Annotated in this window: 23 protein-coding genes and 1 riboswitch; of the genes, 3 read left to right on the top strand and 20 right to left on the bottom strand. The window is 50.1% G+C overall.

What is annotated here, in order from left to right:
- Nucleotides 1–156 precede the first annotated feature (156 nt).
- From MHZ92_RS07060 to MHZ92_RS07045, 4 genes are all read right to left on the bottom strand, one after another.
- Nucleotides 157–1,293: an acyl-CoA dehydrogenase gene (locus MHZ92_RS07060; RefSeq protein ID WP_239430895.1), complete on the bottom strand. Its 1,137-nt coding sequence runs from the start codon at nucleotides 1,291–1,293 to the stop codon at nucleotides 157–159.
- Nucleotides 1,294–1,483: 190 nt separating this feature from the next.
- Nucleotides 1,484–2,332: a 3-hydroxybutyryl-CoA dehydrogenase gene (locus MHZ92_RS07055; RefSeq protein WP_239430893.1), complete on the bottom strand. Its 849-nt coding sequence runs from the start codon at nucleotides 2,330–2,332 to the stop codon at nucleotides 1,484–1,486.
- Between the two features lie 206 nt (nucleotides 2,333–2,538).
- Nucleotides 2,539–3,732, bottom strand: coding sequence for an acetyl-CoA C-acetyltransferase (locus MHZ92_RS07050; RefSeq protein WP_239430892.1), 1,194 nt, complete (start codon nucleotides 3,730–3,732; stop codon nucleotides 2,539–2,541).
- A gap of 181 nt (nucleotides 3,733–3,913) precedes the next feature.
- On the bottom strand, nucleotides 3,914–6,064 hold the full coding sequence (locus MHZ92_RS07045) for a heterodisulfide reductase-related iron-sulfur binding cluster (protein ID WP_239430891.1): 2,151 nt from the start codon (nucleotides 6,062–6,064) through the stop codon (nucleotides 3,914–3,916).
- A 287-nt stretch (nucleotides 6,065–6,351) separates the two neighbouring features.
- On the opposite strand from MHZ92_RS07045, the gene MHZ92_RS07040 reads away from it, so the two are divergent.
- Nucleotides 6,352–7,293, top strand: coding sequence for an alpha/beta hydrolase (locus MHZ92_RS07040; RefSeq protein ID WP_239430889.1), 942 nt, complete (start codon nucleotides 6,352–6,354; stop codon nucleotides 7,291–7,293).
- 12 nt (nucleotides 7,294–7,305) lie between these two features.
- Here MHZ92_RS07040 and MHZ92_RS07035 read toward each other — a convergent pair whose 3' ends face one another.
- The 15 genes from MHZ92_RS07035 to MHZ92_RS06965 form a co-directional block, all read right to left on the bottom strand.
- Entirely contained in the window at nucleotides 7,306–8,007 is a 702-nt protein-coding gene (locus MHZ92_RS07035; protein ID WP_239430888.1) for an alpha-ribazole-5-phosphate synthase, read from the bottom strand.
- Entirely contained in the window at nucleotides 8,004–8,489 is a 486-nt protein-coding gene (locus MHZ92_RS07030; RefSeq protein WP_239430887.1) for an ECF transporter S component, read from the bottom strand. Before MHZ92_RS07030 ends, MHZ92_RS07035 begins: the two co-directional genes overlap by 4 nt.
- Nucleotides 8,490–8,491: 2 nt before the next feature.
- Nucleotides 8,492–9,073, bottom strand: coding sequence for a cob(I)yrinic acid a,c-diamide adenosyltransferase (locus MHZ92_RS07025; protein WP_239430886.1), 582 nt, complete (start codon nucleotides 9,071–9,073; stop codon nucleotides 8,492–8,494).
- Nucleotides 9,070–9,468 (bottom strand): bifunctional adenosylcobinamide kinase/adenosylcobinamide-phosphate guanylyltransferase, encoded by a 399-nt coding sequence (locus tag MHZ92_RS07020; protein ID WP_239430884.1) that lies wholly within the window; start codon nucleotides 9,466–9,468, stop codon nucleotides 9,070–9,072. The genes MHZ92_RS07025 and MHZ92_RS07020 overlap by 4 nt, the downstream gene beginning before the upstream one ends.
- Complete coding sequence (locus MHZ92_RS07015) at nucleotides 9,420–10,016, bottom strand: histidine phosphatase family protein (RefSeq protein ID WP_239430883.1); 597 nt, start codon at nucleotides 10,014–10,016, stop codon at nucleotides 9,420–9,422. The genes MHZ92_RS07020 and MHZ92_RS07015 overlap by 49 nt, the downstream gene beginning before the upstream one ends.
- Nucleotides 9,989–10,753, bottom strand: a complete 765-nt coding sequence (gene cobS, locus MHZ92_RS07010) for an adenosylcobinamide-GDP ribazoletransferase (RefSeq protein ID WP_239430882.1) — start codon at nucleotides 10,751–10,753, stop codon at nucleotides 9,989–9,991. The genes MHZ92_RS07015 and cobS overlap by 28 nt, the downstream gene beginning before the upstream one ends.
- 1 nt (nucleotide 10,754) lies before the next feature.
- Complete coding sequence (locus MHZ92_RS07005) at nucleotides 10,755–11,585, bottom strand: cobyric acid synthase (protein WP_239430881.1); 831 nt, start codon at nucleotides 11,583–11,585, stop codon at nucleotides 10,755–10,757.
- Entirely contained in the window at nucleotides 11,582–12,169 is a 588-nt protein-coding gene (locus tag MHZ92_RS07000) for a bifunctional adenosylcobinamide kinase/adenosylcobinamide-phosphate guanylyltransferase (protein WP_239430880.1), read from the bottom strand. The genes MHZ92_RS07005 and MHZ92_RS07000 overlap by 4 nt, the downstream gene beginning before the upstream one ends.
- 345 nt (nucleotides 12,170–12,514) lie before the next feature.
- Entirely contained in the window at nucleotides 12,515–13,576 is a 1,062-nt protein-coding gene (cobD, locus tag MHZ92_RS06995) for a threonine-phosphate decarboxylase CobD (RefSeq protein WP_239430879.1), read from the bottom strand.
- Complete coding sequence (gene cbiB / locus MHZ92_RS06990; RefSeq protein WP_239430878.1) at nucleotides 13,563–14,519, bottom strand: adenosylcobinamide-phosphate synthase CbiB; 957 nt, start codon at nucleotides 14,517–14,519, stop codon at nucleotides 13,563–13,565. Before cbiB ends, cobD begins: the two co-directional genes overlap by 14 nt.
- A 25-nt stretch (nucleotides 14,520–14,544) precedes the next feature.
- The gene (locus tag MHZ92_RS06985) at nucleotides 14,545–16,011 is read right to left on the bottom strand and encodes an adenosylcobinamide amidohydrolase (protein WP_239430877.1); all 1,467 of its coding nucleotides are present in this window, start codon (nucleotides 16,009–16,011) and stop codon (nucleotides 14,545–14,547) included.
- Nucleotide 16,012: 1 nt separating this feature from the next.
- Nucleotides 16,013–17,005: a FecCD family ABC transporter permease gene (locus MHZ92_RS06980; protein ID WP_239430876.1), complete on the bottom strand. Its 993-nt coding sequence runs from the start codon at nucleotides 17,003–17,005 to the stop codon at nucleotides 16,013–16,015.
- On the bottom strand, nucleotides 16,998–17,990 hold the full coding sequence (locus tag MHZ92_RS06975; RefSeq protein ID WP_239430875.1) for an ABC transporter substrate-binding protein: 993 nt from the start codon (nucleotides 17,988–17,990) through the stop codon (nucleotides 16,998–17,000). The genes MHZ92_RS06980 and MHZ92_RS06975 overlap by 8 nt, the downstream gene beginning before the upstream one ends.
- Nucleotides 17,991–18,119: 129 nt before the next feature.
- A riboswitch (cobalamin riboswitch) is annotated at nucleotides 18,120–18,305 on the bottom strand.
- A gap of 466 nt (nucleotides 18,306–18,771) precedes the next feature.
- On the bottom strand, nucleotides 18,772–20,439 hold the full coding sequence (argS, locus tag MHZ92_RS06970) for an arginine--tRNA ligase (protein WP_239430874.1): 1,668 nt from the start codon (nucleotides 20,437–20,439) through the stop codon (nucleotides 18,772–18,774).
- On the bottom strand, nucleotides 20,436–20,861 hold the full coding sequence (locus MHZ92_RS06965; protein WP_239430873.1) for a DUF1934 domain-containing protein: 426 nt from the start codon (nucleotides 20,859–20,861) through the stop codon (nucleotides 20,436–20,438). The genes argS and MHZ92_RS06965 overlap by 4 nt, the downstream gene beginning before the upstream one ends.
- Nucleotides 20,862–21,026: 165 nt before the next feature.
- Here MHZ92_RS06965 and MHZ92_RS06960 point away from each other — a divergent pair, with 165 nt between their 5' ends.
- Complete coding sequence (locus MHZ92_RS06960; RefSeq protein WP_239430872.1) at nucleotides 21,027–23,084, top strand: transglycosylase domain-containing protein; 2,058 nt, start codon at nucleotides 21,027–21,029, stop codon at nucleotides 23,082–23,084.
- 487 nt (nucleotides 23,085–23,571) lie between these two features.
- Here MHZ92_RS06960 and MHZ92_RS06955 read toward each other — a convergent pair whose 3' ends face one another.
- Nucleotides 23,572–24,102 (bottom strand): YwhD family protein, encoded by a 531-nt coding sequence (locus MHZ92_RS06955; RefSeq protein WP_239430871.1) that lies wholly within the window; start codon nucleotides 24,100–24,102, stop codon nucleotides 23,572–23,574.
- A 68-nt stretch (nucleotides 24,103–24,170) separates the two neighbouring features.
- Between MHZ92_RS06955 and MHZ92_RS06950 the strand changes: the two genes are divergently transcribed.
- Nucleotides 24,171–24,359 (top strand): 2-hydroxymuconate tautomerase, encoded by a 189-nt coding sequence (locus MHZ92_RS06950; RefSeq protein ID WP_239430870.1) that lies wholly within the window; start codon nucleotides 24,171–24,173, stop codon nucleotides 24,357–24,359.
- The last annotated feature ends 330 nt before the right edge of the window (nucleotides 24,360–24,689 follow it).

The following is a 24,689-nucleotide window of genomic DNA, read 5'->3' as shown; positions in this document are numbered from 1 at the left end:
TGCCTGTGCAGCACACAATTCAGTTTATTAACTACAATTGCATAAAACGTAGTTAACGAAATGATAAGTACTGCATTCATACAATCTCACGATGCATATAAATACACACAGTTGAATTGTCATAATTGCACCATGCACAGGCACCGACACAATTTGTTATCTTGTTAGATGTTTGTTGATGACGATGCGTTGGATTTCGCTTGTGCCTTCGTAGATTTGAGTCACTTTGGCGTCGCGGAAGTAACGCTCGACCGGGTAGTCTTCGGTGTAGCCGTAGCCGCCGAAGATTTGGACGGCTTCGATTGCGTTGTCCATCGCGGTTTGTGAAGCAAACAGTTTTGCCATGGACGCTTCTTTCCCGCATGGTTTCCCTTCAGCTCGTAGCTGTGCGGCGCGGTAGACGAGCAGTCGTGCTGCTTCGGACGCCGTTGCCATGTCAGCTAATTTGAAGCCGACGCCTTGGTTCGTTGCGATCGGTTTCCCGAATTGAACGCGTTCCTTCGCATAGGCAGTTGCCGCTTCAAGTGCTGCTTCCCCGATGCCAAGTGCCTGTGCAGCGATGCCGATCCTGCCGACATCGAGATTGGCCATCGCAATTTTGAAGCCTTCCCCTTCTTCGCCGAGGCGGTTTTCCGCGGGTACTTTCATATCTTCGAAGGTGAGCTGCACGGTTCGCGATCCGTGAAGACCCATCTTTTCTTCGTCTTTTCCGATAATGAGTCCCGGCGTATCTTTATCGACGATGAATGCTGTAATGCCGTACGTCTTTTGCGATGGATCGGTCGATGCGAAAACGATATAGACGTCTGCCTCCCCGCCGTTCGTAATAAAGACCTTCGAGCCGTTCAGCACGTAATGATCCCCTTTGTTCACAGCTTTCGTCTTCAGCGAGCCGGCATCCGACCCTGCGCTCGGTTCAGTCAGGCAGAATGCCCCCAAATATTCGCCCGACGCCATTTTCGGCAAGTAGCGGGTTTTTTGCTCTTCATTTCCGAAATACATGATCGGATTCGTGCCGACCGACGTATGGACGGAGAGGATGACGCCGACGACCGCACTTACTTTCGACAGCTCGTGGATGGCGATAATGTAGGAAACGAAGTCCATTTCAGAGCCGCCGTATTTCTCCGGAACGGTAATGCCCATCAAGCCAAGCTCGCCCATTTTCGTCAGGATTTCACGCGGAAACTCCCCCGCTTCCATCCGTGGAATGAACGGCTCGATTTCCGCTTTCGCAAAATCCCTCACCATCGCGCGCATCATCTGCTGTTCTTCGGTGAATTGTAAATTCATTTGATTAAACCCCTTTATAAATGAAATTCCCTTTGGAGATACCGGTTGTGAAATGGATATCGATTGAATCCATGGAGTTATCAATCGAATCTAGATAGATATCGATTGAATCCTCGTTTTTATCTATCGAATAACAAAGATTATCTATTGAATCCGGAAAGTTATCACCATTTCAAGACCTTCGAACTAATTAATATTCATAGAAGCCGCGGCCCGATTTTTTGCCGAGCCAGCCTGCGTTGACGTACTTCCGCAGCAATGGGCATGGACGGTATTTCGAGTCGCCGAATCCTTCGTGCAGCGTTTCCATAATGTAAAGGCATGTGTCAAGTCCGATGAAATCCGCCAACTGAAGCGGTCCCATAGGGTGATTCATGCCGAGCTTCATCACTTCGTCGATCGCTTCCTTCGAGGCGACGCCTTCGTAAAGCGTGTAAATCGCTTCGTTGATCATCGGCATGAGGACACGGTTTGCGACGAAGCCCGGGAAGTCGTTCACTTCTACTGGCGTCTTCGATAGTTGACGAGTCATGTCTTCAACCGCTTGGTACACCTCGTCTGAAGTCGCGAGGCCGCGGATGATTTCAACAAGTTTCATGACGGGCACTGGGTTCATGTAGTGCATCCCGATGACATTTTCTGGACGATTCGTCGCAGCAGCGATTTCGGTGATCGGAAGAGACGATGTATTCGTCGCAAGAATCGCGTGCTTCGGCGCGATCGCATCAAGCTTTGCGAAGATCGACTTTTTAATGTCCATATTTTCGATCGCCGCCTCGATGACGATATCGACGTCATGTGCGTCTTCTAGATCGAGCGATTTTGTGATTCGTCCAAGGACTGCCGATTTTTCGTCTTCCGTCATGCGGCCTTTCTCGACGTTGCGGGACAAGTTTTTTGCGATGACCGCTAGCCCTTTTTCATACGACTCTTCTTTAATATCATTCAATTTCACGTCGAAGCCTGCTTGCGCACACACTTGGGCGATACCGCCGCCCATTTGTCCCGCTCCAATGACCATCACTTTTTTGATTTCCATAATGAAGTTCCCCCCGTCTTCGTCTAAAACTTGCAAATACGCATAAATTCATTGAAATGCGCATAAATCTCCGTACATCAGCATAAATCACGTAAATCCCGCATAAATCGTCAAATATACGCATAAAAGTTTAAAATAACGCATAAAACGTTATTTACACGCATAAACTTTTGCAATTACGCATAAATCTCTCATCTAGCGCTCGATCACTCTTTCCCCACTTCAATCATGACCGCATCGCCTTGACCGCCGCCCGAGCAGATCGCTGCAATGCCGATGCCGCCTCCGCGCCGCTTCAATTCGTAGGCAAGTGTCAAGATGATTCGCGCTCCGCTTGCGCCGATTGGATGGCCGAGTGCTACCGCGCCGCCGTTGACGTTCACTTTTTCAAGGTCGAGCGCTGCAATTTGCGAGCTTGCAAGTGCGACTGCTGCAAATGCTTCGTTTATTTCAATTAAATCAATGTCGTTCAATTCTTTCCCTGTCTTCTTCAGCAACTCATTAATGACAAGGCCCGGCGTTTGCGGGAAGTTCTCAGGCTCAATGGCTACTTCGGCGTGACCGATAATTGTTGCTAATGGTCGTTTCCCTTCCTTCTGCGCACGCTCTTCATTCATCAAAACGAGCGCACATGCACCATCATTTACACCAGGCGCATTGCCTGCCGTGATCGTGCCGTCATTGCCGAAAGCGGGACGCAATTTCGCGAGCGACTCGAGTGATGTGTCTCGTCGCGGTGCTTCGTCCGTGTCTACGACGACCGGATCCCCTTTCCGTTGCGGAATCTCCACTGCGACAATTTCCTCCGCAAGTTTCCCTTCGTCGAGCGCTGCATTTGCCCGCTTATGGCTGCGCAGTGACCATTCGTCCTGCATTTCACGTGTCAAGGAAAATTCGCTTGCCGTCCGATTTCCGTATGTCCCCATATGGACGCGGTCCGGTGAAAATGAACAGGACAGACCGTCGTAGATCATACCGTCGATTAATGGTGCATCGCCCATCTTCAGTCCGAAACGTCCTTTCGGCAAATAGTACGGGGCGTTGGACATCGATTCCATGCCGCCCGCCACGATCACTTCCTCGTCTCCGAGGCGGATGAGCTGGTCACCTAGTGTGACGCTTCGCATGCCGGATGCACATACTTTATTTACCGTCTCAGTTTTCACGGACCATGGAATCCCCGCCTTCTGCGCAGCTTGCCTCGAAGGGATTTGCCCTTGCCCCGCTTGCAGCACCGTTCCGATGATCACTTCATCGACTACCTCTTCCTTCACTCCGGATCGCTTCAATGCTTCCTTAATGGCGATCGCCCCTAGATCACTTGCACTTTTCGTAGCCAAAGCACCGCCAAATTTTCCGAACGGAGTCCGCGCCCCGTCCAAAATAACTGTTCTGCCCATTCCCTTCTCCTCCATTTCAAAATGATAACGTTTTCATTTCCACGTAAAAAAATTAGTGACTGAACGCTCGCTCGACAATGTTTCGATAAAAAAGGGAGTACATCGACTCCCTTTTTCCCGGAAGCAAACCCGCTCCCAATTTTCTTAATTATAACGCTCTTCTTACACTCTCGCAATATACTTATTGGAGAATCGGCTCTTCTTCCTCGTTCACCGCATGTTGGAATCCTTCTCCGAAAATGGATCGCTCGAGCAATTCCGCAATGTCGTACGTGCCGACTTTGTCTTCCACTTCAATCGCTTTCGTTCCGTCCGACAACATCGTCAAGCAGTATGGACATCCGGACGAAATGATGCCCGGGCTCACTTCCATCGCCTGTTCTGTACGGGCAACGTTGACACGGTGACCCGTATCCTCTTCCATCCACATAAGTCCGCCGCCCGCTCCACAGCACATGCCGTCTTGGCGGTTTCGCTTCATTTCAACGAGGTTGACGCCCGGAATCGCCTTGAGGATTTCCCGTGGCGGATCGTACACATCGTTGTATCTGCCGAGGTAGCACGAATCATGGAACGTGATCGTTTCATTGATTTCATGGACCGGCTTCAACTTCCCTTGCATGACGAGGTCATACAGCATTTCGGTATGATGCACGACTTCCGCCTTGAAGCCGAAATCCGGATATTCGTTCTTAAAGATATTGTATGCATGCGGGTCGATTGTGACTATTTTCGTGACGCCAGCTTTTTCGAATTCGTCGATATTGCCAGTTGCAAGTTCCTGGAATAAAAACTCATTTCCTAAACGTCTCGGCGTGTCGCCGGAGTTCTTTTCTTTATTCCCGAGAATCGCGAATTTCACGCCCGCTTCGTTCATGAGATGCGCGAATGCAAGCGCAATTTTCTGCGAACGGTTGTCGAACGCGCCCATCGAGCCGACCCAGAACAGGTACTCGAATTCTTCGCCCGCCTTCTTCATTTCCTTTACTGTCGGGATATGAAGATCCGGACGAGCATCGCGCCAGTTTTCCTTCTCTTTTCGGTTAAGCCCCCACGGATTCCCTTGGCGTTCGATGTTCGTCATCGCACGCTGCGCATCCGCGTCCATCTTCCCTTCCGTCATGACGAGATAACGGCGGAGATCGATAATTTTGTCGACGTGCTCGTTCATGACCGGACATTGGTCCTCACAGTTACGGCAAGTCGTACATGCCCAAATTTCCTCTTCCGTGATGACGTCACCGATAAGGGATGGATTGTAAATATCGTCAAGCGTTGCGCCTTCCATAGCTGCAGCTAGCGCGATTTGGTTCCCCTTAGTATGTTTGAACATTGGAGCCGGCACCCACGGTTGTTTCTTCGTGACGAGCGCCCCAGTATTCGTCAAATTGTCACGCAGTTTTGTAATCAAATCCATCGGGGACAGCATTTTGCCCGTCCCGGTCGCTGGACACATATTCGTACAACGTCCGCATTCGACACAAGCATAGAAGTCGATCATCTGTTTCTGCGTGAAGTCGGTGATTTTGCCTACCCCAAGTGCCGGCATCTCATCTTCATCTTCCATCTCTTCAAGCGCCTCAAAGTCGATTGGTGCAAGCTTTCCGCGGCGATCGAAACGCATCATATACGTATTGACAGGTCCTGCGATCAAATGCGCGTGCTTCGATTGCGGTATATAGACGAGGAACGTCAGCAATGTGAGCAAGTGGACCCACCAGGCGACGAAGAAGACGACCGCGGCCGCTGTCGGACTCATGAAGCTGAAAACGCTTGCAATTGTAGACGCCATAGGCTCCGTCCATGTCGTTTCATGCCCTTGCCAAATCATATTTGCTCCGTTTGCGACTAGCGTCGAAACCATGAGCAGGCCGATGAAAATGAGAACGAGCCCAGACTTCCAACCGCGCTTCAAACGGACGAGCTTTTCGACATACCGGCGGTGGAACGCCCAGACGACCGCCACTAAAATCATGAAAACGACGATTTCCTGGAAAAACGTGAATCCCCCATAAATCGGTCCGAACGGCAAATGCGATCCCGGCTTTAACCCCTTCCAAATAAGATCGATCGCCCCGAACTGGACGAGAATGAATCCGTAGAAGAACATGACGTGGATCGCTCCACTTTTCTTATCCTTCAATAGTTTTTTCTGTCCAAAAACATTTACCCAAACTTCCTTCAGACGGCGCGAAACATTATTATCGAATTCCTCTTTCCGTCCGAGCTTAATGAATTGAGTGCGTGATGTGATCAAATGCGTGAACAATGCAAGTGCATAAGCGACAACTGCCAGGAATAAAATCCAGTTGGCAATCAATAATGCATTCATTCATCATCTCTCCTTCCCTAATCGATGAAACATTATGAATATTGTAGTAGAAAATAGGTAACCTGTCGATGTTCTATTTCATAGTTTAAATTATGAATGAGCATTCAGTCAACGTATATTTTTATGTAAAGATAATTTTTAGATGATTTTGGATTGTGGGATAGCTGCTGATATAAGTACTAGCTTTGGACGCGATGGCCGACTCATTGGAAATAAGTATGTAATCTCCTTATATTTACCGCATTATTCATGGTATTATGAATTCAATAGGATTAAAGGAGGATAACATGAAAACAGAGATGATTGCTAGGACGGCATTATCTATAATTGGATTTCCTTTCACCATCACGAATATGTTGATCAATCAAAAGAACAAGGTCAACGAATTAGGACAATTGGTTGAAATAAACGGTAGAACTATACATACGATTGTTTCCGGCAACAATGACACAAAACCTACTGTCATTCTCGATGCAGGATTAAGTTGTTGCTCCATCGATTGGTACTACATTCAGCCAGAGATTGCCAAGTTCGCTCACGTTCTTTCTTTCGATCGAGCAGGTTACGGTTGGAGCTCCCCCTCAAAAGGCACAAACACGAGTGAAGATGTCGTAAATGACTTATCACTTGTATTAGAGAAACTGGCTATCAAGCCACCTTATATACTTGTTGGGCATTCATTTGGCGGATTAAATATGAGGTTATTCGCAAGTAAGTATCCGGAAAAAGTAGCGGCATTAATTCTGATTGATGCCGTACATGAGAAAAGGTATCTGAGCAGTGATTGGGATGAAGCCCGTAAAAAGAGCCATCAAAAAAACTTGAATTTATTTAGAATGGGGTACATAACATCCGGAGTGGGGCTGCCTAGATTGCTGAAGCAACCAGTCGGCAGAAAATATTTACCGGACCCTTTCCAAAAACCTGTTACCTATATTGGCTATCATCCAAAAACATTTGAAGCGGTTTATAAAGAATTTCTGCATAGCGAGCAATCCGCAATGCAAGTTGCTACGTCTACACCATTACGCCATGACTTGCCCATTCGAGTAATTAGTTCCAATAACAATGATCCGACTTGGGTTGAACACCAAGAACTCCTTTGCAATTTGTCAACTAACACGAGGCAGATTAAAACAGTTAACAGTCATTCGATTCATTTAGAAAATCCAGAGCTGATCATTAACACCGTCAAAGAAGTAGTGGATGAGACCCTAATCACTGTATAAAAAAGCTCCCGGTCATATTTCATTCCGGAAGCTGTCAATTTCAGTTATCTTATGAAGCGGTCCGCCTAACAACTGGCGGGCCCTTTCGATATTATGGACGTTAATTCCAAGAAGCACTGATGTGGAAGGACCCGCCGAGGATTGTATATCGAAATGGGTTTCAATCTCGATCTGCGGATTCCCTGTTAGCCTTCTATATTCCGACAGAATCCCTTTCGAGCCGACCGGCCACATTCGATGGACGATACCGGTGTCCATCGCTTCCTTAATTAATCGCGTTGAAGCGATTTCGTTTTGCCGTTCAAGCACTTCATTCCCGACGAGTGGCGTGCCGTATACGTACCATTCTAGCTCATCGGTGTCCTCAACAAGCCGCTGCATTCCGATCATCGTCACGGCGACGGCTGATTGCATGAGTTCCATATTTGTTTCCGTGCTGCCACTTACCTGGGGCAACTCGCAGCCAGCCTCTTCGAAAATCTTTTCAACGCCCTTTACATAGGCAGCCCAGCTATCAGAACCGCTGAAGTTGTGAATGATGACCGAGACCGGTTCCGCTTGCGCCGCCCATTGCTCGAGCAGCGCGACGCGGGCGGCGAAATAGGCAGTAACAAAATCTGATACTGTCACAACATCATGCGGTTTCTCCCCAATGCCCCCCGAATTATCCGTTGTCACGACAAATCCGTCACCAAGCAAAATCGCGTTCCTCATTGGACGACTCCGAATCTGCCGCTAGCCGCTTTCGAGAGGACGGGCATAACGACTGCTGCCACTACGGCGTTCACAATCGTTGCGACTAAAATCGCCGGCACCACCCCTACAAAGAACGCGGGCGACACGAGGAAATAAAACGGCAGCGGCGCAAGCAACCCGTTCGCGACGATGAAAAACACCCACTTTAACGTGTGGTGGCCCGCTTTATGAAGGCGGGCAAAAACATAAAGGATAATCATCATTTCAATCGCGATCAGGACATGGAATGGGCCAAGCGGAAAGCCCGCGTACATGGCCGACGCGAGATGTCCTGTCATCGACACGGTCCCAACGAGGACGGGTGGCAAAAATGCAGCCGCGAGCAACGCCGGTACCGTATCGAGAGCTAAAGATCCGACGCCTGACGGGATCTTGATGAATCCGCCGACTGCGCAAAGTGCCGCAAAGATTGCCGTTAGCGTCATTTTTCTAAGCTTCATTGTCAGTCCTCTTTCTTTTTACCCGTCCGGAACACTTTCGCGCTGCGGACGTATTCATTATCAGGTACACCTAGCCGCGCGTTGACGATCCTTGCGGCAACGAAAAGATAGTCCGATAGGCGGTTTAAATATTTTTGGACAGTACTCGGCACGTCTTCCTCTGCTTTCATTAACGTCACCGTCAACCGTTCCGCCCGACGCGTAACTGTACGCGCGATATGCAATGTTGCAGCAGCCGGTGATCCGCCCGGAAGAATGAATTTTTCAAGTGGCGGCGCTTCTTCCATCAAGTCATCGATCCGCTTTTCAAGCACTTCGATAGGTTCTTCGGAAAGCTTATAATGGCGCTCCTTCATGACATTCGCCAAATCCCCGCCACCGTCAAACAATTCATTCTGGATCGCTTCAAGATCCTCGAGCAGATCCGCAAACTTCTCACTATCGAGCTCCGTCATCGCCTTGCCGATGAACGAATTCACTTCATCCATCGTCCCATACGCTTCCACGCGAAGACTGTCTTTGTCGACCCGTCCTCCAATAAGGCTCGTTTGTCCTTTATCTCCAGTTTTTGTATAGATTTTCATATCATTTCTCCCCTTTTCTTCAATGTTTGTGCAAGTCCATACCAAATCCTCGTCACTTCATCCGCCTGCGCGATCAATCGTTGGTACAGCCTGCCGCAAGCATCGCGCAATGCCCTTTGCTCCGCATCCATCGGAACGATCCCCCGTCCGATGTCCGTCAGGATGAAGATGACGTCCTTCTCTTCAATTGCTTTCACGATAAACTCCACAGCTTCAGACTCGGTCATTTCCGTCTGTGCAAGCCATTGCTCGATGCGATCGATGACGACCTTGCCATCGGACGGAATTTCTACATTACTAGCGGAACAATCAACCCAATGATGCGGAACATCCGCGAGCATCCTTCTTACATAGGTTCTTTTCCCGTTATGGGCACCTCCGATAATGACACGCACCCTCCGCCCTCCTTCATTTCGTCGTAATTGCGCCATTCGAACTTCCAAGCCGAGCCATGTGGGATTTGCCACGACCAGAAATCCCGGGGCTCCGGGGAAAATCGGGTGAGTGCAATGCGGATCGGACCGCCGTGTGTCACAACGACCCCGCCATTCGGCAATGAAACCAATGTTTCCAGCACCCGCTTTTCCACTTCCGCCAAGCTTTCCCCGCCACGCGGTGCGAACGATTGCGGATCATCGAGCCAATTCCGGTAGTCCTTATCCAATTCAAGGTCGGCATACGTTTTTCCTTCAAACTCACCGAAATGGCATTCACGTAATCTTGCATCCGCTACATAGTCCGCATCTGGCAATAAAAGCGCGGCACTTTGCCTCGCCCTCATCAGGTCGCTCCCATAAACGACCCCGGTTGCCGACATCGGAAATTCCCGAACCAAATTTGGCACCGATTCAATCGGCTCATCCGTCCAACCAATATATTTCTTCTCGCGGTTTCCCGCAGTCGGCAAATGCCGAATCAAATACAAATGATGATCGCTAGCCATAACAGCACCTCCGTCCCTTCGACAAACGCACCGCATAAATCACCCGAGACGCCACCAAAATGCTTCAAAGACCAGCTTCTGAAAATGAATACCGCTCCCGTTGCAACAACGACGAGCACGACCGGAACGACAATGGAATGAAGAACAAAGCCAATCGCCACGATAACGGCAATGCCCAAACTGAGCGACCATGCTATCAACTTTCCTGTCGCCAGTTTTCCTTTAAAGAAATAAGCAATGCCTTTTTCTTTCGCCAGGCGCGTCGTTGAAAAGTAAATATTCATACCTGCCCTGGCGAGAAACGGGACAGCAATAAAGAACGGGAGCAGCTCGACATTGCGATGCACTAATTCTTCGAGCAAAGCGATTTTCACAATAAGCAACAGGACGAGCGCCATCGTCCCGAACGCGCCGATACGCGGGTCGTCCAAAATCGCTAGCCGCTTTTCACGGTCGCGATACGAAAAAAACGCATCACTCATGTCTGCGAAACCATCCATATGCAAGCCGCCCGTCAACGCAACGCCCGTGACAACGACCGCCACTGCAGTGAGCAGCGAGCCCGTGCCGATTCCCTCCGTAAACAGCACCGCAACGCCATACATCGCGAGCCCGATGAGCCACCCGACAAAAGGTAACGCGACATACATGCCAGTGACATTTTTACGTTCCATCGGCAGCTCTTTCTTAATCGGGACCGACGTGAAAAATTGAAGTGCGAGTAGCAACCCGGTCACGTCAGTCCACCTTCCCCTCGACAATCGACAGAACGAATGGCCAGTCGATATGCCTCTTCACATGTGCCGCCCATTCATCATAAACGTCCACGTCAACCGGCGATTTAGACTGCGCTCGATCCATGTCCTCCTCTTCAATCCCGTGATTCATCATATGCGGAATGACCCCCGCCACGCGTATGCCTGTGTACGACTCGATAAAGTCGACACCTTCCTGGAATAAAGCAGTGTCTCCGTAGAATTTATTAATGATGATCCCTTTCACGCGCGCCCGGTGTTCCGGAGCAAGCAATTGGAGAGTTCCAACAATCGAAGCAATCGCGCCGCCCCGATCGATATCCGCAATGAGGACCACAGGGACGTCCGCCATATCCGCCACCCGCATATTGACAATTTCCCGGTCGTTCAAATTCACTTCCGCGGGACTGCCTGCCCCTTCGATGACGAGTACATCGAAGGATTCGGAGAGACGATCGAGCGCCATCCGGATCGCCTTGATGCCACGGTCGAAAAACTGTTCCCGGTATTCCATCCCGTCCACCGCGTCGAACGCCTCCCCGAAAAACCGCACGTCCGCTTTTCTACCGTCTAACGGCTTCAACAGAATCGGGTTCATTTCAATGACTGGCTTCGTCCGCGCGGCTTCCGCCTGGAGAAACTGTGCCCGGCTCATCTCTTTTCCGTCTTCCGTCGTTGCGGAAAATCGCGACATGTTTTGTGATTTGAATGGGGCGACCCGCATCCCTTCGTCGGAGAGCAGCCGGCAAAGCGCCGTACAAATCATCGTCTTGCCGACATCGGAAGCGGTCCCCATCACCATGATTCCTTTCATCGCACAATCACCTGCCCTTCTGTTTTCCAATACATAGGCATTCCGCAGTCCATCTCAATCGCGTCATCACTCAGGCTGACGAGGCATTGATGCAACTTGCCGATCCACTCGCAGTACGTTCGCGTCTCTTCATATGTTGAAGCCGGTTCGTCCAGCACTTCATTTGAAACAATAATCAAATGGGCTGCCTTTTCACGAATCTTGGCGACTGTTTGCATGAGGCGGGCCGCTTTCTGCTCCATGCAGCCTTCCGTGCGAATACAATATATCCCATCCTGTTCGGTGTACAATTCATTCGCAAGCCACGTCGTCAAGCAATCCCAGAGGACGAGATCATTTCGTTGAATGAATAGAAGCACTCCTTCTAAATTAACCGGCTGCTCAATCGTTAACCAATCTTCTTTCGCCCGGTCCAATTTATGCTTTTCAATCCGTTGCCGCATTTCTTCATCAACAGCGCGACCGGAAGCAATATAGACGAGCCTCCCGCCGAACTTTGCGGCACTATCCACGAGCACCTTTTCCGCATAAGCGCTCTTTCCGCTTCGCACACCGCCGCTGATGAATGTCAGTTTTCCCATCATGCAATCGGACCACCATTCTTTTTAATTTCCTCTTTCGCATGCATCATGCGTAACGCAAACACGCATAAATTTCCTCAAATAAGCATAAATCACTTCAAAGAAGCATAATTCGTTTCAATCACGCATAAACCGTTCGAAAGAAGCATAACTCATCGCAATCGCGCATAAATCCCAAGAGAAACGCATAACCGCATTTATAAGCTTTTCAACGGATTTATGCGCAAATAGCGGCGTTTATGCGTGAGTTCGAACTTTTATGCGTATCTACAAGCTTTTATGCGCAGTTGCATGTGTTTATGCGTAAATTCCAGTTTTTATGCGTGTCTTCCCGCGTTTCTGAGCTCTCTAGAACCAATCAGCAAGCTCGCTCCGTAATTCTTCCATCTCTTCACTGCTTTTCATGCCGATGCGGAGCCAGCGGCCGTCCATCCCGCGGAAGTTTTCCGAGTGGCGGAGAACAATCCCTTTCGCGAGCATATCTATGTATAGCTTTTCGGCATCGCGTGGCTTAAATGACAGGAAATTTGTAACTGAATCAGTCACCGTACAGCCGCATTCACTCAAAAAGGCTGTCATTTTCTCGCGTTCCGCACGGGCATGTTGGATTGCCTGTTGCCGGTACGCTTCTTCACCAAGGCACACCGCCCCGATTGCCGCAGCCATCCCGTTCACATTCCAATGCGGCGCAGTCGATTTCAAAGCCGCTATGACATCGGGATGCGCAACAACATAACCCAGGCGAATGCCCGGAATGGCGTACATTTTGGTCATCGACCGAACGATAATGACATGCGGAAAATCGTTCAACTGATGTATGAACGATCTACTTTCGTCGAGAAAATCGATGAACGCCTCATCGAGGACGACTTCACAGCCGACCTCCCTTGCTTTATGGATAATCGCCGGAAGATCATCGTGCTCCGGCATGACTCCTGTCGGATTATTCGGCGTGCATATGTATACGACCGCTGCGTCCGCCAGTCTCTCTAAAATTGCCTCAACCGGCAAACGGAAACCGTCCGCCTCCGATGCTATCAAACGGTCAATTTCTACTCCCTTTGCCAGTAGCGTCGCTTCGTATTCCGAAAATGTCGGGTGGACAACAAGCGCCCGCTTCCCCCTGTATCGTTCCGCAATGAGCGACAGAACTTCTGCCGCCCCGTTGCCAGCAAAAACGGACGCCTTCGAAACGCCGTGATAGTCCGCCACCTTCGACAGGAAAGGCTCGCCGGACGGGTCCGGGTAGGTGTTTAATCGCGTCAAAAGATCCGGCCACAACTCCATGACAGCCCGCGGAGGCCCTACCGGATTGCAATTTTCGCTGAAATCGAGAATCCGTTCGGGCGGAGTCATGCCGAGATTCTCGTATACGCGACGCGGATTCGCCCCGTGTTCAGGCAATTGCATAGAATATCACTCCCAAAATCATCATTAACAACCAAAAGGCGATAGACGCTGCGTGCATTTGCCGGATCGCCGACTTGATATGCGCCGCTTCAAGTCGCTTCAGTCCGGGGCCGATTTCCGGGCGTTCGGAAACGATTCCCCGATATGTACTTTTCCCGCCTAGTGTAATACCGAGCTGCCACGCGGTCGCCGCCTCAAGGAAGCCGCTGTTCGGGCTCGGATGGTTCCTCGCGTCCTTACTCCAGCCGACGAATCTCTTCCGGAAAGGGATGCCCCCTTCATTCAGCGTGAAAACGAGGATGAGGAAACCCGTAATACGAGCGGGAATGAAATTCAACATTTCATCGGCACGTGCGGAAAACTTGCCGAAATCCCGATAACGGTCGTCTTTGTAGCCGATCATCGAATCGAGCGTGTTGACTGCCTTATACATCCATAATCCGGGAGCCCCGAAGAGGAATGCCCAGAATAAAGGTGATGTAATGCCGTCCGCTGTATTTTCGGATACCGTTTCGATTGCCCCACGGGCGATTTCGCTTTCCTGTAACTTATCTGTATCGCGGCCGACGATCCACGAAAGTTTCGTCCGTGCTTCCGCAAAATCTCCCATTTCAAGCGGTTTGCTCACGTCAAGCGCCGCATCCCGCAAGCTTTTCTGAGCAAGGCCGATGGCAATGAGGATGGCTTCGACGACAATCCCGACAACAATATGTAATTGGTAAGAGAACCAGACGATAGCGAGCACGATCGCAGTGACGATGGACACGATGATGAAGAGCATCCCTGCGCCTTTTCGTACGCGGGCACATCCTTTGTTCAGGACCGCGGTCAGCTTCGAGATGAAAGTACCGATCCAGCGGACAGGATGCGGCCAGTTCGGGGGATCCCCGATGAGGCGGTCAAGGGCGAACCCGAGCGCGATTGCAACAAAATGGGCTAACATCTTACGGACCGTCCTTTCGCTACCCTCATGACGTCCAGCCTTTCGCTTTTTTGTAGGCACGTATGGCTCGGATCGTGCAATCGTAGACACCGTGGCCGATCAGTTTACCGAGGGGGGTGATCGGGCCTGCGTACGGCAAGTGCTCCCCTTCTTGCGTCGCGGCGACGAGGAGGCTGTCGGTCGAAGTGCCGGTCGCAATCGTGCCGGTGAGCGGGTCTTGGACGTTCTCGGTTTGGAGCGCTTTCGTTTTCGCCTCGGTTGCGGTAATCATCGCCTGGATGAAGGCTTCTTCGGGCAGCTCGCCGTTGACGATGACCCATGTGTTGATCGTGCCGACACGCTGTTCTCGTGTCACAGCTTGCGAGACATCGACGGCATTGCCGACGCCCGCTGTTACCATGACGAGGACGGTGCCGAAATCGCCTTCGTATTCGTCGATTTCTGCGTGCTCGGTCGTGACGGCGGTCATCATTCCGACGGTGTCGGTTAATGAGTAGCCGTGCTGTTCGAGGTAAGCGGACATTTCCGCTTTGACGTCGTCGCAATTGTAGTTTTCATCGACGTGGCGGTTGACGAATGCGCGGTACCAGCCGAGACCTGCGTTCACGACAGCCGAAGAGAGTGTTTTCAAAGGTTGGTTGACCTGTAATGAAACGCGTTCCGCTGTGACGGTGAAGTGCTCTTTATTGACAGTGAACGGGTTGCTTTCCTCGATTTTGTGAGGGAGAAGCGTCATTTGCGGTTTCGGCAATTCCGGATGTGGCTGCGTTTTGACACGCGCCTTGTAGACGTTGCCAATGGTCGCTTCGCGAATGACTTCTTGCGGATCACCGATTATGGAAATCTCCCCTTTTTCCATGAGGAGCAGCCTGTCGCAGTAGAGGGACGCAAGGTTGACGTCATGGAAGACGGAGACGACGGTGACGCCCTTTTCAACTGCATGATTTCGAATTGTGTCGAGCAGTTGTTGCTGGTGGGCGATGTCGAGATGATTCGTCGGTTCGTCGAGCAGGAGGATCGGCGCGTCTTGCGCGAGTGCTTGCGCAACGAATACCCGTTGCTGTTCGCCTCCTGACAACAGTTCGATCGCCTGGTCTTTGTAGCGGGTGACGCCTGTATAGTTCATCGCTTCCGACACCGCCCGCTCGTCTTCCTCGGACCATGACGAAAAAAGCCCGGTCTGGTGTGGATACCTGCCGAGCGCGACGGTGTCTTTCACGGTATGCGAGAAGGCATGCGCATGGAGCTGCGGAAGGACTGCCACCTTTTTCGCAAACTGCTTTTGGGAATAAAGAGCGGCATCCTCCCCGTCGATTTTGACGGTCCCTTTCTGTTTCGGCAAGATGCCTGAAATGAGTTTCAGAAGCGTCGATTTGCCGCTGCCGTTCGGGCCGAGGATGCCGAGGATTTCGCCTTTATTGACATCGAATGAAATGTCTTTGACTATTGGTTCTTTGGCGTAGCCCCCAGTAAGATTGTCGACTTGCAGCATATTACATGGCCCCTTTCCTTCTCTGTCTGTAGAAAATGTACGCGAACACCGGCGCACCGATGAACGCTGTAATGACGCCGACCGGAAGTTCCGAAGGCGAGATGATCGTCCGGGCGATGAGGTCGCAAATGATGAGCAATGACGCTCCGTTCATGAATGATAGTGTTAGTAGATGCCGGTGGTCGGATCCCCACATGAGGCGCGTCATATGCGGAACGACGAGTCCTACGAAGCCGATCGTTCCGGATACCGCAACAGCGGACCCAGTTAGAATGGAACCGCCGATGAGGATCATGAATTTCCGTCGTTTGACGTTGACGCCTAAATGGTGGGCGCGTTCCTCGCCGAACAGCATGGCGTTCAATTCCCTCCGGTTCATCCACAAAATGAAGGAACCAATCACGACGAACGGCAGCACCATGACGATATACGTCCAGCCGCGCATCGAAACGCTGCCGAGGAGCCAGCCGATAATTTGTCGCAGTTCTTCGCCAGTGAGTGCGATCATAAGCGACAGGACGGAGCCTAAAAATGAACCGAAGATGATGCCGGTGAGGATGATCGTCTCCATTTTCATTGAACGGTCGACGAGCCTTGCGAAGCCGATGACGAGGAACATCGTAAGGGTGGCCGCGGTCATGCTGAAAACAGGTAAGGTGTATGTGCCTAAGATTGGAATCGATAAACCGAAAAAGAGTGTCACGACAGCACCCACCGAGGCGCCGGATGACACTCCGAGTGTGTATGGATCCGCAAGCGGGTTTTTCAGCAATCCTTGGAAAGCGGCCCCGGAAATCGCGAGTGCCGCGCCGACAAGCCCTGCTAAGATGACGCGGGGCATGCGGATTTTCCAAAGGATGTTGGAAGCGGTCGTATCCGACGAATCCCAAAACGTACTGATCGGAATTTTAACAGTTCCAATCGAAACACCGAGCCAAACCGCCACGAGAAGCGTGGCGGCGGACACGATGTAGGCGAGTGTTGCTTTATTCACCAAACGCCTCTGGATAGATGGCTTTCGCCACTTCTTCAAGACCTTGTGCGAGACGCGGACCTGTGCGGCTTGTTATATTCTCGTCGACTTGGATGACCGCGTCTTCCTTAACAGCGGTAATGTCACTGAAGCCGTCACGGTTTTTCACGCTTTCGACGATATCGGGCACATAGCTGTACATGACGATGATGACGTCAGGGTTCTGGCTCACGATTTCTTCCGGGCTGATCATGACCCAGCCTTCTTCCGTGACGATATTTTCAGCACCGATCATATCAAGGAATTGCTGCATGAACGTATTTTTGCCAGGTGCATAAATTTCAGGTGCATCTGATGTTTCGATGAATACACGTTTTTTATTCTCGACAGTTGCTGTTTTCGCAACGACTTCTTCGACTTTTGCTTTCATGTCCTCAACGATTTTTTCAGCTTCTTCCGTTTTGCCGGTTGCCTGGCCGATTGTTTGGATTGTTTCATATGTTTGTTCGAAATCTGCTGCATTTTTTACAACAAAAACTGTAAGTCCCGCGTCGCGGAGTTGTTGAAGACCTTCATCCCCTACGCCGAGCATCGATTCGTGTGCGAACACGATATCCGGGGTCATCGAGATAATTTTTTCGACGTTAAATTCCATGCCGCCGATTTTCTCTTTTTCAAGCGCTTCTTCAGGATAGTTATCCCAGTCGTTAACTCCGACAATTTCGTCGTTTAGGCCGAGCGCGAACAGGATTTCCGTGTTGCTCGGAATCATGGAAACGATTGTTTCAGGTGCTTGTTCGATCGTGATTTCATTGCCGACTGCATCCGTCAGCGTTACTGGAAATGCTTCCGCTGTTTCTTCAGATGACTCGTCAGTCGCCTGATCCTCTGTTTGTGTATTTTCTGTTGCAGGTGTGTCATCTTTCTTCGCATCATCCGTGCCGCATGCCGCGAGCAGGAACGTCGCTAGAATTGCTGTGAGCCAAAGCTGCCAAATCTTCTTCATTCTGATTTCCTCCTGTTTGTTCCAAATAAAAATCCCCCGTTTTGTCGACGGAGGAATGTGTTTAGTAAAAATACAGCTACTGAAATTACTAGATACGCGCTGATTTCCACCAAACCTATCCTCGTAGGGTACGGGTGACTCATGAAGGCAGGTCTCCTGGCTCAGGCTCATCGCGTACCGCGCCTTCCCGGAAACTATCCAGTGGCATTGTTGCGGCTTGCGAGCATTTACAGTGGCGGGACCGCACCGGATTCGAACCGGCTTCCCTTTTAACCCCGGCGTTGACGGCGGGGCACCTTCATGTTTGGTTATGTAATTATTGTTCTGATTTATTATACTACAGTTTTTGGAGATATGGGAAAGTAAAGAAAGAAGTGAGTCGTAAGTCCCGAATTGAGCATAACTCGTTCGAATTTGCGCATAACTCACTCGGACTCGCGCAAAACGAGCACAAACTTGATCATAACTAGCCCGAACTCGCGCAAAACTGCTTCAAACTCGCTCATAAATTTGCATGATGGCTCTTCCTGACGACTAATGTTGTTTCATCTTGAGTCGCTTAATAGTTATGAGCAGTTTAACCGATTTATGCGTGTTTCCTAGGATTTATGCGTACTTTCCAAGAGTTATGCGTCTCTTGCCAGATTTATGCGCATTTCACGGCTTTTATGCGCATATTATAGGAATTATGCGCTTCTCGCTGCGTTTATGCGTCAATTCTAGGATTTATGCGCAAAAAATTGCCCCTCTGCCGACATTTCAAGCAGAGGGGCGTATCAATTTACATTCTTTCAGGCGCTGCGACGCCGATTAGTTTCAATGCATTCGCGATCGTCGTGCGCGTTGCTGTGATCAATGCGAGGCGTGCTTCGGACAGGTCGCGGTTATCCGGGTCGAGCACTTTTTCGGCATTGTAGAAGCTGTGGAATTCCGCGGCTAGCTCCTGGATATAGTTGGTGATCCGGTGCGGTGCGCGGAGCCTTGCTGCATCGCTGACGGCTTTCGGGAAGTCACCGATTTTCTTCAACAGCGACAATTCCTTCTCCGACTGCAATAAATCAACATGATCTATCGAAGCAGCCAGATTTGCTTCATCCGCTTGACGGAGGATCGATGAAATACGGGCATGCGCGTATTGCGAGTAGTAGACCGGGTTTTCATTAGACTGCGAAATCGCCAAATCGAGGTCGAAATCCATTTGTGAATCGGCTGAGCGCATTGCGAAGAAGTAACGGACCGCGTCCAAGCCGACTTCCTCGACGAGTTCGCGAAGTGTTACTGCTTTCCCGGTACGCTTGCTCATCTTGAATTTCTCGCCGTCTTTATACAGCTGCACCATTTGCGCAACTTCCACTTCGAGCGTATCGCGATCGTAGCCGAGTGCCTCGATCGCCGCTTTCATCCGCGGAATATAGCCGTGGTGGTCGGCTCCCCAAATGTTAATGAGTTTATCGAAGCCGCGGCGCAATTTATCCTCGTGATATGCGATATCCGGCGTCAAATACGTGTACGTGCCGTCATTTTTAATGAGCACGCGGTCTTTATCATCACCGAATGTCGTCGAACGGAACCACGTTGCCCCATCCTCCTCGAACACATGCCCGTTCGCACGCAATTTATCGAGCGCGATGCCGATTTTCCCGTCCGTATACAAAGACGTTTCAGAGAACCAGTTGTCGAACGGCACACGGAAATCTTCCAAGTCCTTCTTCAGTTTCGCCAATTCGAATTCAAGGCCATACTTTCTAAAAAACTCAAGACGCTCCTTTTCTCCGACGTTGACATACTTATCGCCAAACTCCTCTGCGAGCTTCTCACCGATATCGATGATGTCTTGACCGTGGTAGCCGTCTTCCGGCATTTCCTTTTCAAGACCTAATGCTTGGAAGTATCGCGCCTCGACGGAAAGGGCCAAATTATTCACTTGATTGCCCGCGTCATTGATGTAATATTCCCGTGATACGTCAAAGCCTGCAAAATCGAGGATATTGCACAACGAATCACCAATCGAAGCACCTCGAGCATGCCCGAGATGCAAGTCGCCCGTCGGATTCGCGGAAACGAATTCAACTTGGACTTTTTCATTGTTGCCGTACGTGGAACGGCCGTAATCCGCTCCTTGGGAAAGCACTGTTTTGACGACTTCGCCTAAATAATCGCTTTTCAGGCGGATATTAATGAATCCTGGACCCGCAATTTCCAACGATTTGATGGATGTCGAGGATGTGTCCAGTTTCTCAAGAATAGCTTCCGCGATTGCGCGAGGCGGCTTTTTCGCAATTTTTGTCAATTGCATCGCGATGTTCGTTGCATAGTCCCCGTTCTCTTTGTTTTTCGGCGTTTCGAGAATGATGTCCGGCATTGCGGATTCGTCTGCTAGCCCGGAAGCGAGCACCGCTTCGCGGAATGCTTCTTTAATTTCCTGTTGGATTTTTTCAACTGCGTTCATTGTTGTCCCTCCGTATATGTAATCGTTAATTCGTGTGTGCCTAGTAATGTGCCTTCCGAATGCAATTCATAATGTGCGATGAACTCATCCGGTCGGACTTCCAATTTCGTCGTCTTCACTAACAGATCGAAAGTTGCCGGACCGCTGCCATACGTGCCGGGTCGCATGTCGCCAATCGAGAAAGGCAGGCGCATTTGAACGGCCCCGGTCCGCATGATCAATGCATCTTTCTGATCAAGCTTTACCGTCGTCCTCACTTGTTGTCCGTTCACATTTTCCGTAAATTGCAGGTAGGCTTTTCCGGCTTTTTCAATGATTGACCCGGAAGCCGTAAGCTCATGCTTGTCCGCAGCTTGGCCGACATGCCGGATCGCTGACTGGAGACGGACATCGACGTTTCGTCCTTCCATGTTTGATTTCACTCTTGCACCGCCCTTGACGTTCAAAATATCTATTCATTATATCGTTTTTCCCTACACTATTCCAATAGATCGCGAATCGAATTGATGCTTTTTCGCCGGTTCCCCGTTTAATCTTCCCGCCCCTGTCCCATACTGACTAAAAAGAACGGTGGGAGAAGGGATTGTATGAGACGGGTCGATTATAAAAAGAAAAAGAAGAGACAACATTTCGTTCGACGCATCGCCCTGCTACTTGTGACGGCGCTGACGGCGCTTTTCACTATGTTTCTATGTCTCCGGCTCTATGCGCAAATTACGGGCGCCCCTTCGTTGAGCGTGCCGAAAGCGAGCGTGTTCCTCGATAAGAACGGACGGCAGATCGGTGATAAATTCTCTGCAGAGCGCCGGTATTGGGTAAGTCTCGATGAAATTTCTCCGTTTCTGATCGACGCGGTCATTGCAACGGAAGACCGTAATTTTTATGAACATAATGGATTTGATTATAAACGGATCGCTGGTGCTGTGTTAAAAGATTTGAAGACAATGCGGAAAGCGGAAGGCGCAAGTTCCATCACTCAGCAGTATGCCCGGAATTTGTATTTGACACATGAAAAATCATGGAATCGGAAAATAAAAGAAGCGCTCTATGCGTATCGGTTGGAAGTTTTTTACGAGAAAGACGTCATTTTGGAAGGCTATTTGAATACAGTCTATTTCGGACATGGGATGTATGGTGTCGAGGCAGCAAGCAGGTTTTATTTCGCAAAACCTGCGCAAGAGTTGACACTTGAAGAGGCCGCTGTTATTACGGCGATTGCGAAAGGTCCGGCCGTTTTCGATCCGTTGGATAATCCCGAACGTTCCCGTGAACGTCAATTGTTGATCCTTTCCCTAATGGAAAATCAAGGGTTCATTACTGAAGTACAAAGGCAACGCGCGGTGGATGTGGCGGTGACGTTGAAGACCGAAGATTGGAGGGATATGAAGCGGGTTGCCCCATATTTCCTGGACGAAGTGTGGCGGGAAGCGGAACAGATTTTAAGCGAGAAAGGTAGATATCCAGCGGAAGGCGGTTGGACAATCCGGACGACGCTCGATCCGCATCATCAGCAGACGGCGGAGGAGTTCATCGAAAAATGGATGCCGGATAGCGGACTGCAAGTCGGATTCATATCGATGGAACCTGAAACCGGGGCAATCACTTCGCTCGTCGGCGGATTAAACTATCGCGAGAGCCCTTTCAACCGGGTGACGCAGGCGAAACGGCAGCCCGGGTCTGTCATGAAGCCGATTTTGTATGCTGCAGCGCTTGAAGACGGCTATAATCCGCTCACGTTCATGTCGACGGAACGGACGATTTTCACATACGATGAAGGGCGTTCGACGTACGAGCCGAAAAACGTCAACGGCAAGTTTGCGGGCCATCCGATTTCCCTCGCACAGGCGATCGCTATATCGGATAATATTTATGCCGTGAAAACACTTGAAGATATCGGCTATAAAAAGTTCAATAAAATGGCGGAGCGGCTTGGACTCGACGTCAAGTTCCAGGAGTCCCCCGCTGTCGCTTTGGGTACTTCAACTGTGACCTTGCTCGAAATGACGAATGCGTATAACCGACTTGCTTCGGGTGGGTTGGAAGTTGTACCGACGACGATTGTATCAATTACCGATGCAGAAGGAAAAACGGTGTACGAACAGCCGAAGAGGAGCACGAAGCGAGTGATTACCGAGCAGGACGCATTTGTCCTCACCCATTTGATGACAGGCATGTTCGACCCTGTTTTCAATGATTATTCCGTTTCAACGGGGCTGTCGATGCGCTCGAAGCAAAAAAGACCGTACGCCGCAAAATCGGGTACGACGATTTCCGATCAATATTTGGTCGGTTATACTCCTTCGCTGACAGCCGGGATTTGGACCGGGTACGACATCGGCCAGCAACTGACGGAATTAGAAGACAAAGCGGCGTCCAAGAAAATCTGGATAGACTTCATGGAGACAGTCCACGCCGGCAAAACTCCAGAACCGTTCATCCCACCGAAAGGCGTGAGCGGCGTCATCGTCGACATCGAAACCGGCGGCATCGCAGTCAACGAATGTCCGAAACAGCGGCTCATGTACGTGAAGGAGAAAGACATGCCACAAAAACTATGCACCGACAAAAACTTGAGGGAAAAGCGAAACAACGGTGAAGAGGAATCTGGCACATTCGATCTATTCCCGTTTTCGTTTTTTGAATAAAACAAAAGCGAAAGCCGTCACGAAGAACGGCTTTTGCGAGTAAAAGCGTAGCGTTACGAGCACATCTTTGCACTAGCCGTCACGAAGAACGGCTTTTGCGAGCATAAGCGCAGCGTTGCGAGCACAATCACTGGCGCCTGCCTAGAGGCGACGGGCATAAGGCGAAGATGCGGCGTGGCGCCTTTTGCCACAGAGCAGCTTTGACTTATGACCCCGAGCTTCTGGCGCTCGGAGTCTAGACGAAGTTGAACATCAAAAAAGCTTTGCCCTTCTGAATTAAATCAGTGAGGCAAAGCTTTTTTTACCGTTGAAATGCAAGCTATCCATGGCGGCTCAATGCTTGGGTTGTGTTGAACCATGAATAGACAGCAGGCGCATAACTTCGGTTGTCCTAGCTTACAATTGCAAGCTGTAAGTTCAGTGTACTTCCTTTTTCGTAGACATTCAACCTCAGATGCCGCGGAAGTTACCAAGTTTCACAGTTTGTTCATAATTCTGGGGATTCCACACCTAAATCGATGCGCAATTTCGGCTCGCTGCGCTCCCACATTTCCTGATTGTGTGAGGACAGAAAGTCTGCAAGGATCTGTTTCGATTTGTCGTCCATATGATCCACGATGATATGCCGCTTCATCGATTTATCCATTTTATTCACATGATCTGCAAGAATTTTATAGCCTCTGCGCTTTTCGCGATTCACGACCATTTCGCACGCCGTGACACCTGCATAATACGGGCCGTCTTCTTTGAAATCGATCGTCACCCAGACGAGCCAGTACGGCTTTCCGCCTTCGGAATCTTCGCGGTTCGTCGTAAATTTGATCCCGCGCTCCGTATCGCTCCGGGCATGCATGGCCCCAATTTCGATGCGCGCCTCCCCTTCCTCGATATCGACGATGACCGGCGAGACGTTTTCCAATGACAATGATCCGATACCAAATCCTTTATGTCCATCGGTCGGATCGTCTTTTATGATGGTAAATCCTATTTTCTGTTTTGGTTTCTGCTCATTCGACATTCCTATAACCCCTCCCACTCTGCTATTATATACACTATACCTAAGTTTAGGCGAAAGGGGGAACTAGTATGCCGATTGTAACTGTAAAAATGATTGAAGGCCGCACGGATGAGCAGAAGCGTAATCTCTGTGAGAAAGTGTCTGCAGTCGTAGCTGAAACAACAGGGGCTCCTATTGAAAACGTTTCTGTCATCATCGAAGAAATGGCGAAAAACCATTACGCAAAAGCAGGCAAGCGCATGAGCGACGCCGAATGATTGAAGCGATGTGAGAATCTTGATTCTCACATCGTTTTTTTGTTTGTGGTGTGGATGCGATGAGAGTTCGGGAGCTTGCTTTAGCGTGGGTGGCATCGCTTTGAGCGCGGGCGACTTCACTTTGAGCGCGGATGGCTTCACTTTGAGCGCGGGCGACTTCACTTTGAGCGCGGATGGCTTCACTTTGAGCGCGGGCGACTTCACTTTGAGGTACCGTCAAGAAGTATGTGTAAAGCACAATCGCCGACAACTCAGCGGATTTTACATGGAGTGGCGGACATGTTAGCCTTGGCAGGCAAGGCCAGCATAATTGTTAGCTGGTGCCATGGC

This window comes from Sporosarcina sp. ACRSL, from assembly GCF_022346605.1.
Taxonomy (GTDB): domain Bacteria; phylum Bacillota; class Bacilli; order Bacillales_A; family Planococcaceae; genus Sporosarcina.
This window is presented reverse-complemented; position numbering and strand designations above follow the sequence as displayed.

Bases quoted from the DNA above. Each gene is read 5' to 3' on its own strand.
- MHZ92_RS07060 (WP_239430895.1), bottom strand. From the start codon at position 1,293: ATGAATTTACAATTCACCGAAGAACAGCAGATGATGCGCGCGATGGTG.
- MHZ92_RS07055 (WP_239430893.1), bottom strand. From the start codon at position 2,332: ATGGAAATCAAAAAAGTGATGGTCATTGGAGCGGGACAAATGGGCGGC.
- MHZ92_RS07050 (WP_239430892.1), bottom strand. From the start codon at position 3,732: ATGGGCAGAACAGTTATTTTGGACGGGGCGCGGACTCCGTTCGGAAAA.
- MHZ92_RS07045 (WP_239430891.1), bottom strand. From the start codon at position 6,064: ATGAATGCATTATTGATTGCCAACTGGATTTTATTCCTGGCAGTTGTC.
- MHZ92_RS07040 (WP_239430889.1), top strand. From the start codon at position 6,352: ATGAAAACAGAGATGATTGCTAGGACGGCATTATCTATAATTGGATTT.
- MHZ92_RS07035 (WP_239430888.1), bottom strand. From the start codon at position 8,007: ATGAGGAACGCGATTTTGCTTGGTGACGGATTTGTCGTGACAACGGAT.
- MHZ92_RS07030 (WP_239430887.1), bottom strand. From the start codon at position 8,489: ATGAAGCTTAGAAAAATGACGCTAACGGCAATCTTTGCGGCACTTTGC.
- MHZ92_RS07025 (WP_239430886.1), bottom strand. From the start codon at position 9,073: ATGAAAATCTATACAAAAACTGGAGATAAAGGACAAACGAGCCTTATT.
- MHZ92_RS07015 (WP_239430883.1), bottom strand. From the start codon at position 10,016: ATGGCTAGCGATCATCATTTGTATTTGATTCGGCATTTGCCGACTGCG.
- MHZ92_RS07005 (WP_239430881.1), bottom strand. From the start codon at position 11,585: ATGAAAGGAATCATGGTGATGGGGACCGCTTCCGATGTCGGCAAGACG.
- MHZ92_RS07000 (WP_239430880.1), bottom strand. From the start codon at position 12,169: ATGATGGGAAAACTGACATTCATCAGCGGCGGTGTGCGAAGCGGAAAG.
- cobD (WP_239430879.1), bottom strand. From the start codon at position 13,576: ATGCAATTGCCTGAACACGGGGCGAATCCGCGTCGCGTATACGAGAAT.
- cbiB (WP_239430878.1), bottom strand. From the start codon at position 14,519: ATGTTAGCCCATTTTGTTGCAATCGCGCTCGGGTTCGCCCTTGACCGC.
- MHZ92_RS06985 (WP_239430877.1), bottom strand. From the start codon at position 16,011: ATGCTGCAAGTCGACAATCTTACTGGGGGCTACGCCAAAGAACCAATA.
- MHZ92_RS06975 (WP_239430875.1), bottom strand. From the start codon at position 17,990: ATGAAGAAGATTTGGCAGCTTTGGCTCACAGCAATTCTAGCGACGTTC.
- argS (WP_239430874.1), bottom strand. From the start codon at position 20,439: ATGAACGCAGTTGAAAAAATCCAACAGGAAATTAAAGAAGCATTCCGC.
- MHZ92_RS06960 (WP_239430872.1), top strand. From the start codon at position 21,027: ATGAGACGGGTCGATTATAAAAAGAAAAAGAAGAGACAACATTTCGTT.
- MHZ92_RS06955 (WP_239430871.1), bottom strand. From the start codon at position 24,102: ATGTCGAATGAGCAGAAACCAAAACAGAAAATAGGATTTACCATCATA.
- MHZ92_RS06950 (WP_239430870.1), top strand. From the start codon at position 24,171: ATGCCGATTGTAACTGTAAAAATGATTGAAGGCCGCACGGATGAGCAG.